This is a genomic window from Pseudomonas auratipiscis, from assembly GCF_036324085.1.
Lineage (GTDB): Bacteria > Pseudomonadota > Gammaproteobacteria > Pseudomonadales > Pseudomonadaceae > Aquipseudomonas > Aquipseudomonas auratipiscis.
This window is the reverse complement of record NZ_JAZDCU010000032.1, coordinates 1-14,275: the sequence shown is the minus strand read 5'-3', so window position 1 is coordinate 14,275 and position 14,275 is coordinate 1. Positions and strand designations below refer to the sequence as shown.

General features: G+C 58.8%; 15 protein-coding genes. 2 read left to right on the top strand and 13 right to left on the bottom strand.

Annotation, left to right across the window (positions count from 1 at the left end; all coding sequences use genetic code 11):
• Positions 1-4 precede the first annotated feature (4 nt).
• The 4 genes from V0R60_RS26260 to V0R60_RS26245 are packed head-to-tail and all read right to left on the bottom strand — an operon-like array spanning position 5 to position 1,816.
• Positions 5-412, bottom strand: a complete 408-nt coding sequence (locus tag V0R60_RS26260; protein WP_136474488.1) for a type IV pilin protein — start codon at positions 410-412, stop codon at positions 5-7.
• Between the two features lie 11 nt (positions 413-423).
• Positions 424-933 (bottom strand): hypothetical protein, encoded by a 510-nt coding sequence (locus V0R60_RS26255; RefSeq protein ID WP_136474487.1) that lies wholly within the window; start codon positions 931-933, stop codon positions 424-426.
• Positions 930-1,601, bottom strand: a complete 672-nt coding sequence (locus V0R60_RS26250; protein ID WP_330080031.1) for a PilW family protein — start codon at positions 1,599-1,601, stop codon at positions 930-932. Before V0R60_RS26250 ends, V0R60_RS26255 begins: the two co-directional genes overlap by 4 nt.
• Positions 1,598-1,816 carry a type IV pilus modification PilV family protein gene (locus V0R60_RS26245; RefSeq protein WP_330080030.1) on the bottom strand — a complete coding sequence of 73 codons (219 nt, stop codon included), beginning with the start codon at positions 1,814-1,816 and terminating at the stop codon, positions 1,598-1,600. Before V0R60_RS26245 ends, V0R60_RS26250 begins: the two co-directional genes overlap by 4 nt.
• 141 nt (positions 1,817-1,957) lie before the next feature.
• Between V0R60_RS26245 and V0R60_RS26240 the strand changes: the two genes are divergently transcribed.
• Complete coding sequence (locus tag V0R60_RS26240) at positions 1,958-2,437, top strand: GspH/FimT family pseudopilin (RefSeq protein ID WP_256658320.1); 480 nt, start codon at positions 1,958-1,960, stop codon at positions 2,435-2,437.
• On the opposite strand, the gene ispH is transcribed toward V0R60_RS26240, so the two are convergent.
• The 6 genes from ispH to murJ all read right to left on the bottom strand — a co-directional run bounded on the left by ispH (position 2,426) and on the right by murJ (position 9,761).
• On the bottom strand, positions 2,426-3,373 hold the full coding sequence (ispH, locus tag V0R60_RS26235) for a 4-hydroxy-3-methylbut-2-enyl diphosphate reductase (protein WP_203479384.1): 948 nt from the start codon (positions 3,371-3,373) through the stop codon (positions 2,426-2,428). The two genes, V0R60_RS26240 and ispH, sit on opposite strands and share 12 nt — an antisense overlap.
• A gap of 14 nt (positions 3,374-3,387) precedes the next feature.
• A complete protein-coding gene (gene fkpB, locus V0R60_RS26230; RefSeq protein ID WP_136474483.1) occupies positions 3,388-3,825 on the bottom strand; it encodes an FKBP-type peptidyl-prolyl cis-trans isomerase in 438 nt (145 codons plus the stop codon).
• Entirely contained in the window at positions 3,818-4,333 is a 516-nt protein-coding gene (gene lspA, locus V0R60_RS26225; RefSeq protein ID WP_330080029.1) for a signal peptidase II, read from the bottom strand. The genes fkpB and lspA overlap by 8 nt, the downstream gene beginning before the upstream one ends.
• A complete protein-coding gene (gene ileS, locus V0R60_RS26220) occupies positions 4,326-7,157 on the bottom strand; it encodes an isoleucine--tRNA ligase (protein WP_330080028.1) in 2,832 nt (943 codons plus the stop codon). The genes lspA and ileS overlap by 8 nt, the downstream gene beginning before the upstream one ends.
• Positions 7,154-8,104: a bifunctional riboflavin kinase/FAD synthetase gene (ribF, locus tag V0R60_RS26215; protein WP_168198429.1), complete on the bottom strand. Its 951-nt coding sequence runs from the start codon at positions 8,102-8,104 to the stop codon at positions 7,154-7,156. The genes ileS and ribF overlap by 4 nt, the downstream gene beginning before the upstream one ends.
• A 118-nt stretch (positions 8,105-8,222) precedes the next feature.
• Positions 8,223-9,761, bottom strand: a complete 1,539-nt coding sequence (murJ, locus tag V0R60_RS26210) for a murein biosynthesis integral membrane protein MurJ (RefSeq protein ID WP_330080027.1) — start codon at positions 9,759-9,761, stop codon at positions 8,223-8,225.
• 251 nt (positions 9,762-10,012) lie between these two features.
• On the opposite strand from murJ, the gene rpsT reads away from it, so the two are divergent.
• Complete coding sequence (gene rpsT, locus V0R60_RS26205; RefSeq protein WP_136474478.1) at positions 10,013-10,291, top strand: 30S ribosomal protein S20; 279 nt, start codon at positions 10,013-10,015, stop codon at positions 10,289-10,291.
• Positions 10,292-10,444: 153 nt separating this feature from the next.
• Here the strand turns inward: rpsT and V0R60_RS26200 are convergent, their stop codons facing one another.
• Genes V0R60_RS26200 through V0R60_RS26190 form a run of 3 tightly spaced genes read right to left on the bottom strand, consistent with a single transcriptional unit; the run spans position 10,445 to position 14,007 of the window.
• The gene (locus V0R60_RS26200) at positions 10,445-12,745 is read right to left on the bottom strand and encodes a PqiB family protein (protein WP_330080026.1); all 2,301 of its coding nucleotides are present in this window, start codon (positions 12,743-12,745) and stop codon (positions 10,445-10,447) included.
• Positions 12,738-13,361, bottom strand: a complete 624-nt coding sequence (locus V0R60_RS26195) for a paraquat-inducible protein A (protein WP_136474476.1) — start codon at positions 13,359-13,361, stop codon at positions 12,738-12,740. The genes V0R60_RS26200 and V0R60_RS26195 overlap by 8 nt, the downstream gene beginning before the upstream one ends.
• The gene (locus tag V0R60_RS26190; protein ID WP_136474475.1) at positions 13,348-14,007 is read right to left on the bottom strand and encodes a paraquat-inducible protein A; all 660 of its coding nucleotides are present in this window, start codon (positions 14,005-14,007) and stop codon (positions 13,348-13,350) included. The genes V0R60_RS26195 and V0R60_RS26190 overlap by 14 nt, the downstream gene beginning before the upstream one ends.
• Between the last annotated feature and the right edge of the window lie 268 nt (positions 14,008-14,275).

The window sequence follows — 14,275 nt, the reverse complement described above, 5'->3', positions numbered from 1 at the left end:
GGCTTCAGCCTCCCCAGCACCCGCCGTCAGTATTTTCGGCGCCTTGGGGATTGCCCCGCCTACCTGCCTGGTCAAGTTCATAGTCACCACACCGATCAGCCCTCATCAAGCCGCCGGGAAGGCGACGTGCCGAAAGGGTGAACGACTCCTTGTCGCGCATGACATGCAAACTGTAGTGAGCGGTGCCGCTCGCCAGTGAGGCCTGAAGGTCTTCGACGTCGCTGTACTGTCCTGCACGTGAATAGTGCAGCTCCAGGCGCTGCGCGCTCTCGATCAGCAGGCTGACGATTTCCGTGCGTGCGGATTTTTTCACCAGATCGGAGTAACCGGGGTAGGCAATGCTCGCAAGAATGCCGACCACAGCGATGACAATCAACAGTTCGATCAGACTCAATGCGTGCTGTTGCTTCATTTACCTGCTCCTCAATAGACCTGGCGCCAGAAGATGCGCCGCCCTGGCTGCGGTGCTGGGCCGACAGGTTGCGCAATCACACTCTCCATCACGCCGCGCACCGTGCCGAGGCGACTCACCGCGGTTACTCGATACAGGTTTGCCTCCAACCCTTGTGGCATCTGCCTGACCTTGGTACTTCGTCCCAGTGACTGGATCAGATAGAAACCACCAGTCGCCGCCTGCCAGCTCAACCCTGAACTCTCACCCTGCCCCGCATAAACCCCGCTCGAGGTGACGTTGCCAGCTTCGGGAGGTGGCAAGCAGAACGCGCACAGTGGCCATGCCTGTGTATGTAGCCTGGTCTCCCCCGACTGCAGCACCTGATGGCTCTGCTCGAAGACCTGCAAGGTGCTCAGCAAATTGCGCGACATGCGCGCCTGCTGGATCGCACTGCCCATCGCCGACAACCCAAGCAGAGCCAACAACAGCATCAGCGTCAGGCTGAGCAACAGGACGAGGCCGCGCTGCCTGGATTTCATTGCAGGCCTACCGGGTTACCCAAGGCGACGCTCATGCCATAGGTTTGCGGCCTGACGCGTTGCTGTGGGTCGGTCAAGGTCAAGCTCAGACGCACGCCTGAGATTCCCAGGGTGCTGGTTCTGAGCAGTTCAAGCTGCAACTCACTGACACCCTCGACCAGCACGCCGTTGCTCGCGGCGCTGCGCAGGCGAAGCTGGTCTGCCACCAGGCGGTACTCCTGGCGGCGGATGGGTATCGCAAACTGCCCCTCTGCCGGCTTTTTTGCGCCAGCGAGCACCATCGCATGGGTTACGCAGTCGGTGAGCAGCGTCCAGTCAGGCTCGCCGCTGGTGTATGCGCTTTCGGCGCTTATCAAACTCAGGCGCTGCAAGCGCCCCTGCGCATCACGGCTGATGTGTATCGGCTGTGCAAACGCTTGTGCAGCCAATGGGTCGAGAAAATCGACAGCGTCGTAACGCAAGCAACCGAGAGCACCGGCCATGCGAATGCTTTGAGCCAATCGCTGCAAGGCCAGGCGCGCGTCCTCTTGCATTCGCGCAGCCGCCATTTGAGCCTGCCAGGACTGGCTCGCGGCGACGAACAGGCGACTGGCAGCCACTAACAACAGCATTCCCAGGCTCAGCGCCAGCAACACCTCGAGCATGCTCAAACCCGACTGCCTGTTCACAACCCCGTTTTCTCGCCAAGCTGCAGGCCCGCTGCCCGGGCCTGTTCCAGCAGTGCGTGCTCACCATACGCCGACTGGGTATTGCGCAAGGCACTTTCAGTGGCCTGCAAGGCGCGCAGTTGCAACTCGGCTGCCGTAAACAAGCCCATCCCGAGCACTACGATTGCCAGTAATACTTCAATCAGCGTCATTCCTTGTTGCTGCCAGCCATCCATGGCCAACCTCCCGAGATTTTTCCACAGTCCCTTGCCAACCCGACTGACTGGACGCCAGCAATGCGAGCCTTGAACCTACAGCGAAGCACTTCCAGGGAGGAATGCACGGTGAGGCAACAGGGCGTAACACTGATACAAATTTTGTTCGCATCGGCCCTGCTGGGGCTGCTTACACAGCTTGGGGTTCCGGCCTACAGCGCGATGAGCGCCGGGCTACAACGGCAGATGGTCGCCACAGATCTGGCCCAAGCCTTGCGCACGGCACGCAGTGAAGCGCTGCTGCGCAATAGCGTGGTGCGCCTGCAAGCGCTGGGGTCAGACTGGAGTCAGGGCTGGAGGATGGTGGTTGAGCACGACAGCCCGCAGTTGCTGCAGCAATGGCATGGCAATGAACGCGTGATTGTTGTCGGCAACCAGCCGGTGGCCCGGCAAGTGAGCTTCAGTGGCCTGGGCGTGCCGTTACTGGACAACGGCGCCTTCCAGGCCGGGACGTTGCATGTGTGCCAACGTCCCGAAGCACTGAGTCACTATCAGGTGGTGCTGTCACGCAGCGGAAGAGTCAGCCTGCGTGATGCGCTGAGCGAACAGCCGCTTTGCGCGGCTGCCGGGTCAGATCAATGAACGCACGCGCAATTCCTTGGGCATCGAGAAAGTGATGTTCTCTTCGCGTCCATCCAGCTCTTCGGCACCCGTGGCACCCCAGGCACGCAATTGTTCGATCACGCCGCGTACCAGCACTTCAGGTGCAGAAGCACCGGCAGTGATACCAATTCGTTCGACACCTTCAAACCAGCTTTTTTGCAGGTCTTCGGCGCCGTCGATCAGGTAGGCCGGCGTTGACATGCGCTCGGCAAGCTCGCGCAAGCGGTTGGAGTTGGAACTGTTGGGGCTGCCCACTACCAGCACCACATCGCATTCGTTGGCCAGTTGTTTGACCGCATCCTGGCGGTTCTGGGTGGCGTAGCAAATGTCGTCCTTGCGCGGACCGCCGATGTTCGGGAAGCGTGCACGCAGGGCGTCGATAACCCGACCGGTGTCATCCATCGACAAGGTGGTCTGGGTAACGAAAGCCAGCTTATCCGGGTTATTGACCTGCAACTGGGCGACATCTTCCTCGTCCTCGACCAGATAGATCGCACCGCCGTTGCTGGCGTCGTATTGGCCCATGGTGCCTTCGACTTCCGGATGGCCTTCGTGGCCAATCAGGATGCATTCGCGACCGTCGCGGCTGTAGCGCGCTACCTCGATATGCACCTTGGTAACCAGTGGACAGGTCGCATCGAAAACCTTCAGGCCGCGCCCTGCTGCTTCCTGGCGCACAGCCTGGGAAACACCGTGGGCACTGAAGATGACAATGACGTCATCCGGCACCTGATCCAGCTCTTCGACGAAGATCGCCCCGCGCGCGCGCAGGTCTTCGACCACGAATTTGTTGTGCACCACTTCGTGACGTACGTAAATCGGCGGGCCGAAAACCTCCAGCGCGCGATTGACGATCTCAATCGCCCGGTCCACGCCCGCGCAGAAACCGCGGGGGTTGGCGAGTTTGATTTGCATGCTCGGCTCCGGGCTCAAAGCGCTGTGACTTCGAGGATTTGCACCTCGAAGTTCAGGGTTTTGCCGGCCAGTGGATGGTTGAAGTCGATGGTCACCTGGGCGTCATCGAATGCCTTGACCACACCTGGCAGTTCAGCATTGGCAGCATCGTTGAAGATCACCAGCAAACCTTCGGAAAGCTCCATGTCGTTGAATTGCGACCGTGGAATGATCTGTACGTTCTGCGGGTTGGGCTGACCAAAAGCGTTTTCCGGCTGGACGGTAACGGTGCGCTTGTCTCCGGCCTTGAAGCCGAAGATTGCCGCTTCAAAGCCCGGCAGCAGGTTGCCGTCGCCAACTTTGAACACAGCCGGCGATTTGTCGAACGTACTATCGACGGTGTCGCCGTTTTCCAGATGCAGTGCGAAGTGCAATTTGACTTCGGTGTTCTGGCCTATGCGGGTCTCAGTCATGGACGGGTTCTCCGGACTTCTTGCTCTTGAACATATCCAGCGCAAGCATCACCGCACCCACGGTAATGGCGCTGTCGGCCACGTTGAAGGCCGGGAAATAATAACGGTTCTGCCAGTGCACCAGGATGAAATCGACGACATGGCCCAGCACGATACGGTCATACAGGTTGCCCAGCGCGCCACCCAGCACCAGTGCCAGCGCCACGGCCAGCCAGGTCTCGTTGCGCCCCAGGCGCTTGAGCCAGACCACCAGCACTGCACTGACCACCAAGGCGATCAAGGCGAACAGCCAGCGCTGCCAGCCAGAGCTGTCGGCCAGGAAACTGAATGCTGCACCGGTGTTGTAGGCCAGGGTCCAACTGAAGTAGTCAGGAATGACCACGATCTGTTGGTACAGGCTCAGCGCGCCTTCGAAATAGAACTTGCTGGCCTGGTCAATGACCAGGACCAGCAGGCTCAACCATAGCCAGCCTAGGCGCCCGAAGCGCCCGACAGCAGGGTTAGGCATAGTGGCGCACCTCACCCTTGCCGCTGATGTTGTCAGCGCAACGGGCACAGATTTCCGGATGCTCCGGGTTCGCGCCAACGTCGGCGCGGAAGTGCCAGCAACGACCGCACTTGGTGTGCGCAGACTTGACCACTTTCAACTTCAGGCCAGGTACTTCAGTCTCGACCGCATCGGCTGGCGCCTGGACGAATGGCGCAACGCTTGCGGCCGAGGTAATCAGCACGAAACGCAGCTCGTCACCCAGCTTGTTCAGGTCGGCGCTCAGGGCATCGTCGGCGAACAAGGTCACTTCGGCTTGCAGGTTGCCACCGATGGCCTTGGCTGAACGCTGGTTCTCCAGCTCTTTGTTGACCGCAGTTTTGGCGGCCATCACGCGTTCCCAGTAGGCGCGACCCAGCTCGAAACCTTCCGGCAGCTCGGTCAGACCCTGGTACCAGGTGTTGAGCATCACCGATTCGTTGCGCTCGCCTGGCAGGTACTGCCACAGTTCGTCAGCGGTGAAGGCCAGGATTGGCGCGATCCAGCGCACCAGCGCTTCGCTGATGTGGTAAAGCGCGGTCTGGCAGGAACGCCGGGCAACACTGTTGGCACCGGTGGTGTACTGACGGTCCTTGATGATGTCCAGGTAGAAGCCACCGAGCTCCTGCACGCAGAAGTTGTGGATCTTCGAGTAGACGTTCCAGAAGCGGTATTCGCCGTAGTGCTCTTCCAGCTCGCGCTGCAACAACAGGGTACGGTCGACCGCCCAGCGATCCAGCGCCAGCATGTCTTCGGCCGGCAGCAGGTCACGGGCCGGGTCGAAACCGGACAAGTTGGAGAGCAGGAACCGCGCGGTGTTACGGATACGGCGGTAAGCATCGGCGCTGCGCTGCAGGATCTGCTCGGAAACAGCCATTTCACCGGAGTAGTCGGTAGCCGATACCCACAGGCGCAAAATGTCGGCACCTAGGGTGTCGTTGACCTTCTGCGGCTCGATGGTGTTACCCAACGACTTGGACATTTTGCGACCGTTCTCATCGACGGTGAAGCCGTGAGTCAGCAACTCGCGGTACGGCGCATGGTTGTCGATGGCGCAGCCGGTCAGCAGCGAGGAGTGGAACCAGCCACGGTGCTGATCGGAACCTTCCAGGTACAGGTCGGCACGCGGGCCGGTGTCGTGACCGATGCTGTGCGAGCCACGCAGTACGTGCCAGTGAGTGGTACCGGAATCGAACCAGACGTCGAGGGTGTCGCTGATTTTGTCGTACTGACCCGCTTCTTCGCCCAGCAGCTCGGCGGCGTCCAGCTTGAACCAGGCTTCGATACCCTCTTGTTCGACGCGCTTGGCAACCTCTTCCATCAGCTCGACAGTGCGCGGGTGCAGCTCACCGGTTTGCTTGTTGAGGAAGAACGGAATCGGCACACCCCAGTTACGCTGGCGCGAGATGCACCAGTCTGGACGGTTGGCGATCATCGAATGCAGGCGCGCCTGGCCCCAGGCCGGAACGAACTTGGTTTCTTCAATGGCTTTGACCGCACGCTTGCGCAGGGTGTCGCCATTGTCAGGCTGCTTGTCCATGCCGACGAACCATTGCGCCGTGGCGCGATAGATCAGCGGCGTCTTGTGGCGCCAGCAGTGCATGTAGCTGTGGCTGATGGTTTCGGTGTGCATCAGTGCACCGACTTCCGACAGCTTCTCGACGATGGCCGGGTTGGCCTTCCAGATAAACTGGCCGCCGAAGAAGTCCAGCGACGGCACATAAACGCCGTTGCTTTGCACTGGGGTCAGAATGTCGTCGTTGACCATGCCGTAGCGCTTGCAAGTAACGAAGTCGTCTTCACCGTAAGCAGGAGCCGAGTGAACCACGCCAGTACCGGCACCCAGCTCGACGTAGTCAGCCAGGTAAACCGGCGACAGGCGATCGTAGAACGGGTGGCGGAAATTGATCAGTTCCAGCGCCGAGCCTGGAGCAGTGGCGATTACCGAGCCCTGCACCGCGTAACGCTTGAGGCACGCCTCAACCAGCTCTTCTGCCAGAACCAGCAGTTTGTCGCCGATATCGACCAGGGCGTAGGTGAACTCCGGGTGTACGTTCAGCGCCTGGTTGGCTGGAATGGTCCATGGCGTAGTGGTCCAGATCACAATCGCAGCGGGCTTGGCCAGCGAAGCCAGACCGAACGCAGTGGCCAGCTTGGCTTCATCGGCCACCGGGAAGGCGACGTCGATGGTTTGCGATTTCTTGTCGGCGTATTCGACCTCGGCCTCGGCCAGGGCCGAACCGCAATCGAAGCACCAGTTCACGGGCTTGAGGCCCTTGAATACGAAGCCGTGCTTGACCATCTCGGCCAGGGCGCGGATTTCACCGGCCTCGTTGGCAAAGTTCATGGTCTTGTACGGATTGTCCCAGTCACCCAGCACACCCAGACGGATGAACTCGGTCTTCTGTCCTTCGATCTGCTCGGCAGCGTATGCACGGCACAGCTCGCGGGTTTTGTCGGCAGTCAGGTGCTTGCCGTGAGTTACCTCAACCTTGTGCTCGATGGGCAGGCCGTGGCAGTCCCAACCCGGAACATAAGGGGCATCAAAACCGGACAGGGTTTTGGAGCGGACAATCATGTCTTTGAGAATTTTGTTCAGCGCATGACCGATATGAATCTTGCCGTTGGCATAGGGCGGGCCGTCGTGCAGCACGAACTTCGGGCGATCCTTACCAATTTCACGCAGCTTCTGGTACAGGCCAATGCTGTCCCAGCGCTGCAGAATCTGCGGTTCGCGCTGTGGCAGGCCGGCCTTCATCGGGAAGGCTGTGTCCGGAAGGTTTAGCGTGGCTTTATAGTCGGTCATTTCAGGCTCTTCGTTAGCGGTTGAGCGTGCCAATGGGCACGTGCGGCGGCGATATCCGCATCGATCGCCGACTTCAGCGCCTCCAGGGAGGCGAAACGCTGCTCGTCGCGCAGCTTGTGGTGGAATTCCACCGTCAGGCGCCGGCCATAAAGATCGCCGGCATAATCCAGGAGATGCACTTCCAGGTGGGCACGGCCATCACCTGAAACGGTTGGCCGCACGCCGATGTTGGCGACGCCGGGCCAAGCCTTGCCATCGAGTTCGACACTGACCAGGTAGACACCGGTCAGCGGTACGCGATGACGCTTGAGCTGTATGTTGGCGGTCGGCGTGCCCAGTTGGCGCGCCAGCTTTTGTCCATGCAACACCGTACCGGTAATGCGGTATGGACGTCCGAGCAGTCGTTCAGCCAGAGGAAAATCGGCCTTGGCCAGTGCGTCACGCACCTGCGTGCTGCTCACCCGCATGCCATCGAGTTCGACGGTTTGCGCCGCTTCAACGGTGAAGCCCTGACTCAAGCCCGCCTGTTGGAGAAACTCGAAGTCTCCGACGCGGTCGCAACCGAAGCGGAAATCGTCACCCACTTCCAGGTGCTTGACGCCCAGGCCGTCGACCAGAATGGTATCGACGAACTCGGCGGCGCTGAGTTTGCTCAAACGCTGGTTGAAAGCCAGGCACAACACCCGGTCCACGCCTTCAGCGGCCAATAGCGCGACCTTGTCACGCAAGCGGGCCAAGCGGGCCGGCGCGGTGTCCGGGGCAAAGTACTCGCGCGGCTGCGGCTCGAAAATCACCACGCAGCTGGGTACACCCAGCTCTACCGCACGCTCACGCAGGCGCGCCAGGATTGCCTGGTGGCCACGGTGAACACCGTCGAAGTTGCCAATAGTGGCGACACAGCCCCGGTGCAGGGGGCGCAGGTTTTGAAGGCCTCGAACCAGCTGCATAACGCGCTTCTTGCTCATAAAGTGGTCGATTATAACCACACCCGGGCGCTGGTGACAGGCAGCAGCGTAACCCCGAAGCATGGAATAGAAAAAACCGACGTCTGGCCGTGTTCTCGGCTCAATGCAGTGCCTTGCGTGCAAAGTCACGCGGGCGGAAACCGAACACGAACAAACTGCCGAAATACGTCATCACACCCGCCAGAATCAGCACGCCCAGGCGCAAAAAGCGCTCAAGCATCTGTCCTTCTGCCCAGGCCGGCATGTAATGCATCCCAACCAGCAGGACTGCCGACATCAGCAGCACTGCCAGCACCAGCTTGACCAGGAACTTGGCCCAGCCTGGTTGCGGCTGGAACAGATTCTGTTGACGCAATTTCCAGTACAACAGACCGGCGTTCAGGCAGGCGCCAAGGCTGATGGCCAAGGCCAGGCCAGCGTGCTGCAGGTGCGTGATGAAGGCCAGGTTGAACAGCTGGGTGCAGACCAAGGTGAATATCGCGATCTTAACCGGGGTACGAATGTTCTGCTGGGCATAAAAGCCGGGAGCCAGCACCTTCACCAGAATGATTGCCAGCAAACCGACCGAGTATGCGATCAGCGCTCGCTGGGTCATGGCTGCGTCGAAGGCGGAGAACTTGCCGTACTGGAACAGCGCAACGGTCAATGGCTCGGCCAGAATCGCCATCGCCAGGGTACACGGAAGCACCAACAGGAAACACAGGCGCAGGCCCCAGTCGAGGATTCGTGAATACTCGTGGCGATCACGGTTGGCGTAGGTCTTGGCCAGGGTTGGCAGCAGGATGGTACCCAGAGCCACGCCCAGCACCCCTGAAGGCAGTTCCATCAGACGGTCGGCGTAATACATCCACGAAACCGAGCCTGCCACCAGGAACGAGGCGAAGATGGTATTGATGATCAACGAGATCTGGCTGACCGATACCCCGAGGATTGCCGGAAGCATCTGCTTGAGTACCCGCCATACCCCCGAGTCACGCAAGTTCAGGCGTGGCAGCACCAGCATGCCGATCTTCTTGAGGTGAGGCAGTTGGTACAACAGTTGTGCCAGGCCACCCGCCAGTACCCCCCAGGCCAGCGCCATGATCGGCGGGTCGAAGTACGGAGTGAGGAACAGGGTGAAGGCGATCATCGCCACGTTCAGCAGGGTTGGCACAAAAGCTGGTACCGAGAAACGGTTCCAGGTATTGAGAATGGCCCCGGCCAGCGAAGAAAGCGAGATCAGCAGTATATAAGGGAAGGTGACGCGCAGAAGGTCGGTGGTCAGTTGGTATTTGTCACCGTCGTCGACAAAGCCAGGTGCCGTGACCCATACCACCCAAGGCGCCGCCAGAATGCCCAGCGCGGTGACCAGGGCCAGCACCAGGGTCAGCAGGCCGCTGACATAGGCAATGAAGGTTCGCGTCGCCTCCTCGCCCTGCTGAGTCTTGTACTCGGCCAGAATTGGCACGAAAGCCTGAGAAAACGCTCCCTCGGCGAATATTCGTCGCAGCAGGTTGGGCAGTTTGAAGGCGATAAAGAAGGCGTCGGTAGCGACCCCGGCACCGAACACTCGCGCCAGGATGGTATCGCGCACAAAGCCCAGCACCCGCGAAATCATGGTGATGGAGCTGACGGCGGCCAAGGATTTCAGAAGATTCATTGAAAGTTTTTTACGCCTAAAGATAAAGGGCTGTGCCGCAACGCGCGCAGTTGTGCGATACTCCGCGCCGCAACGCAAGCAGAGCAAAAGCTCCCGAGTTTACAGGTCGTACCGCAGAAGGGAATCTCTCCCTTGTTCGGAACAACCACTCAGCGGATCCATGCAAGTGCCCTTGACAACCGATCAACTCATCGGCATGATTCGCGGCCTATTTTGTTTGCTATTTACCAAGTCTTTCGAGGAGCTCGACGGTGGCCAACTCACCTTCCGCCAAAAAACGTGCAAAACAGGCTGAGAAGCGTCGCAGCCACAACGCCAGCCTGCGTTCCATGGTTCGTACCTACATCAAGAATGTGGTTAAAGCCATTGACGCAAAAGACGCCGAAAAAGCGCAAGCTGCTTACATCCTGGCTGTTCCAGTTATCGACCGTATGGCCGATAAAGGTATCATCCACAAGAACAAGGCTGCTCGCCATAAAGGCCGTCTGAATGGCCACATCAAGGCACTGAAGCTCGCTGCAGCTGCCTAAGCGACACGCTTGTTAAAAAACCGACCTTAGGGTCGGTTTTTTGTTGTCTGCGATTTGGTGTTTTCTGTTGGAGCATTAGCAACGCCCCTCCCGAATCTTCGCCAACCGCTTGCGCAGTGATAATCCTGCGCAAGCGGGGCTAACCATTGGCTACTACTTACCGATCTGAATCTTTGGCGCCCACTGCAGCCATTCCTCTTCAGACTTATCAAACAAGGCGAACGTCTGCTGCGGCCTGGCCGGATTGCCCATCTTTTCTCCATCCGGCGTGGCGAAGGCTATGCCACCCTCGATAAGCGTCTCCAGAGACTCTGTACGCACCGTAGCGCCCTTGAACAAACCAACCTCGAAGCCGAACCCACTGCTGTTCCAGAATCGGCTTCCGCTTCTTACCAACGCGGCGTAGCGCGGCTCGATAAGAATGTGGATCAACACTCGATCCGCAGTTTGGCCCAGCTCGAAACCAGTGACCTTACCTACCGGGATCTCACGATAGGTAACCGGCACCCCTGGCTTGATCGAACCCCGCCGTGGTGCACTGAGCACCAATGCCAAGCCTGCTTCACGCGCTGAGAAGTCCGGAGCCTGGGGTAGCGCATTGAACGTGGTCTGCGGCCCCAAGCTCTTCGCTGCAGGCTGCACTTCCAGGTACTGCCCCGTCACCAGGGTTTCCAGGTTTGCAGTCTTGACGATGCCCAGAGCAGGTTTGACCACCCAAAATTGCGTACCTTCACGAGCGATGCGCTCAGGCACTTCGGTAATGCGCGCCTTGAGCAGGACAGCCTGCAGGTCACGGGTCAGATCAACCTGCTCGACCTTGCCAACATCCAACCCCTTGAAGCGAATCGGCGTGCCTACCTTGAGGCCATCTGCACGCTCCACGCGAATAGTCACGGTGGTGCCACTGCGGTTGGCGGCCTCCTGGTCCGGATGCAGGCGGAAACTTGGGATACGACGCTTGAGTGGCACGTCAGGCGTTGGCGTATCGAACGCAATACCTCCCGCCATCAGACTCTGCAGCGACTCGCTCTTGATCTGCACGCCCGACAGGCCACCGGTAAGGGTGATACCGCTGGCGTTCCAGAAACGCGTCGAACCGTTGACCAGATTGGCGTACTCCTTCTCTATATGCACACCGATCAACAGGCGTTTGCTCTTTTTAGAGAACTGGTAGCTCTGCACCGAGCCAACCTTGACCTGACGGTATAGCACCGGACTACCCACCTCCAGCGAACCCAGGTTGTCACTGAACAACACCAGATGCAGACCCGGCGCTTTCAAATCGAGCGGCGGTGCTTTGGCCCGCGCTTCAAACTCGCGCTGCGGAGAGGCACCCTTCTCACCCGGGCGGATGGCAATGTAGTTACCTTTTACCAGTGCCTCCAGCCCCGTGATGCCCGCCAGGGAAATCGAGGGCTTGACCACCCAGAACTGCGTTCCGTCGACCAGATAGTCTTCGGCCAATGGATCCAGGGTCAGCTCAGCCATTGCACTGGTGAGATCGGCATCGACTTTCAGGATTTTCAGCGACCCCACCTGAATACCCTTGTACATAACCGGGGTACGACCAGCCTGCAGTCCTTCGAAATCGGCCAGCTTGACCTTGATACGGATACCCGCCTGCGCGGCATCGAAATCTTCGAACAGGCGGAACGGCAGATTCGGGTCGGTTGCCGGGCTGTCTTTACGGTGTTCAGGCGTCGCGAATGCAATTCCGCCGGCAACGATACTGGCCAGTGACTCACTGCGTACTTTCACCCCGGACAAATTAGCATCGATACTGATGCCGCTGGCGTTCCAGAAGCGCGTGTGTTTGCGCACCAGATCGGCATAGGCCGGCTCGATGAAGACCTTGATCTCCACCGTGCCCTGGTCATCGGCCAACCGGTAGCTTTTAACTTTACCGACCTGAATCTGCTTGTAGAACACCGGGCTATCGCGATTGAGCGAACCCAGTCGATCAGCCTTGAGGGTCAGGTGCAGGCCTGGCTCGCTATCCGAGAGCGGCGGCGCTTCATCCAACGCCTTGAAGCGCTTGCTCGGCTCCCCCTTTCCTGGACTGATTGCGATGTAGTTGCCCGACACCAGCGTCTCAAGTCCAGTGATACCCGCCAGGCTGACACTTGGCTTGACCAGCCAGAAGCGTGTGCCGCTGTTCAGGTGCGACTCGGCTTCCTTGTTCATTTCAATGGTGGCTACTACACCGGTATTACTGCCCTCGGCATCCAACACCAGCTCTTTGACTTTACCCACCGACATGCCTTTGAAGACAACTTCAGTCTTGTTGGCAACAATACCCTCGCCACTTTCGAAGCGAACCTGAATGCTCACCCCCGCATCGCGGTATGCCTGCCATCCAAGCCAACCGCCAATTACCAAGGCAATCAGGGGCAGTATCCATATAGCCGACCAGTTTGAAGCTGGGCGGGTTTTAGCCGTAGGCAAATCACTCATGGTCGTCATCCGACTCCGTGTTATCCCAAATCAGTCGGGGATCGAAAGTTACTGCAGCGAGCATCGTCAGGATCACCACACTGGCGAAGGCGACGGCGCCCAGATTAGCTTCGATACTGGCGATCCTGCCGAAATTCACCACCGCCACCAGAATGGCGATCACGAAGATGTCCAGCATCGACCAGCGTCCGATAAATTCAATGAAGCGATACATCAATATTCGCTGCCGCGCCGACAACGGCTGCTTACGCTGCACCGAATAAAGCAGCAGGCCAATACCCACCAATTTGAAGGTGGGCACCAGAATGCTGGCAATGAACACCACCGCCGCAATCGGCAACATGCCGAACTTAATCAGCGTAATGACACCCGACATGATGGTGTCCGGCTCGCCCTGCCCTAACGTGTTGACCGTCATGATCGGCAGTATGTTGGCCGGAACGTAGAGAATGGCCGAGGTAAGCAGCAACGCCCATGTACGGGTCAGGCTATTGGGCCTACGCGCATGCACAATTGCACCGCAGCGGGTGCAGGTTTGCGAATTACTGTCTGGCTCCTGACGATTAAGCTCGTGGCATTCACCACAAATTAAAATGCCGGCATCAATCGCACGCATGCAGATCTTCCCCCGATAACGCACTCCAGATCTGGTGAGGCGACATCACTACCTCCAACCACACCTGGATCAATAACAGACTGATAAAACAGGCAAGCCCAAGGCCGAGGCTAAGCTCTGCCAGGTCGACCAACTTGACCATCGCAACCAGCACGCCCATGAAGTACACCTCGAGCATGCCCCAATCACGCATGTGGTGATAAATCCGGTACAGCAACAAGCCATAACTGCGTCCGACGTTGAGGCGAATGCTCAATAACACCGCAAGTTGACATAGCAACTTGAGTAACGGGATGGCCATGCTGCAAAGAAACACAACGACCGCCACTTCGGGCATCCCGGTGTTGAACAGCCCCACCACGCCACTCCAGACCGTGTCGTCGGCACTCTGACCCAGTAGATGGAGTTGCATGATAGGTAGGAAATTCGCCGGTATATAGAGCAGCAACGCGGCGAGAACCAATGCCAGGCTACGCTGGACAACATTATGGCGATGAGCGAAAAGCTCGTAGCCGCAGCGCGGACAATGTGCTTTTTCATCCAGCTTTAGCGCAGGCTTGCGCATAAGCAGGTCACACTCGTGACACGCCACCAGTTGATCCAGAGGAAGGTCAACAAGTTGATGGGAATCGACAGGGTCAGACATAGTGAACTTCTGAGTCAACACAAGGCCGGTATTCTAACCGATACACGGTGCTGGGTTCGCGTGGTGAAATCAGCTAGGCGGCAGTCTTGTGGTTTACAAAGTGCAGGAATGAACTTGCCCGCCCTCGCGGGGTGTCGGGGCGAGGGTATTGCAGGGCACGCCCGCCGCCACAGTGGCGGGACTTTCGATCGCGGAAAAGACAAAACCCCTACCTGCATGTGCAGATAGGGGTTTCGGAATTTAATCTTGACGATGACCTACTCTCACA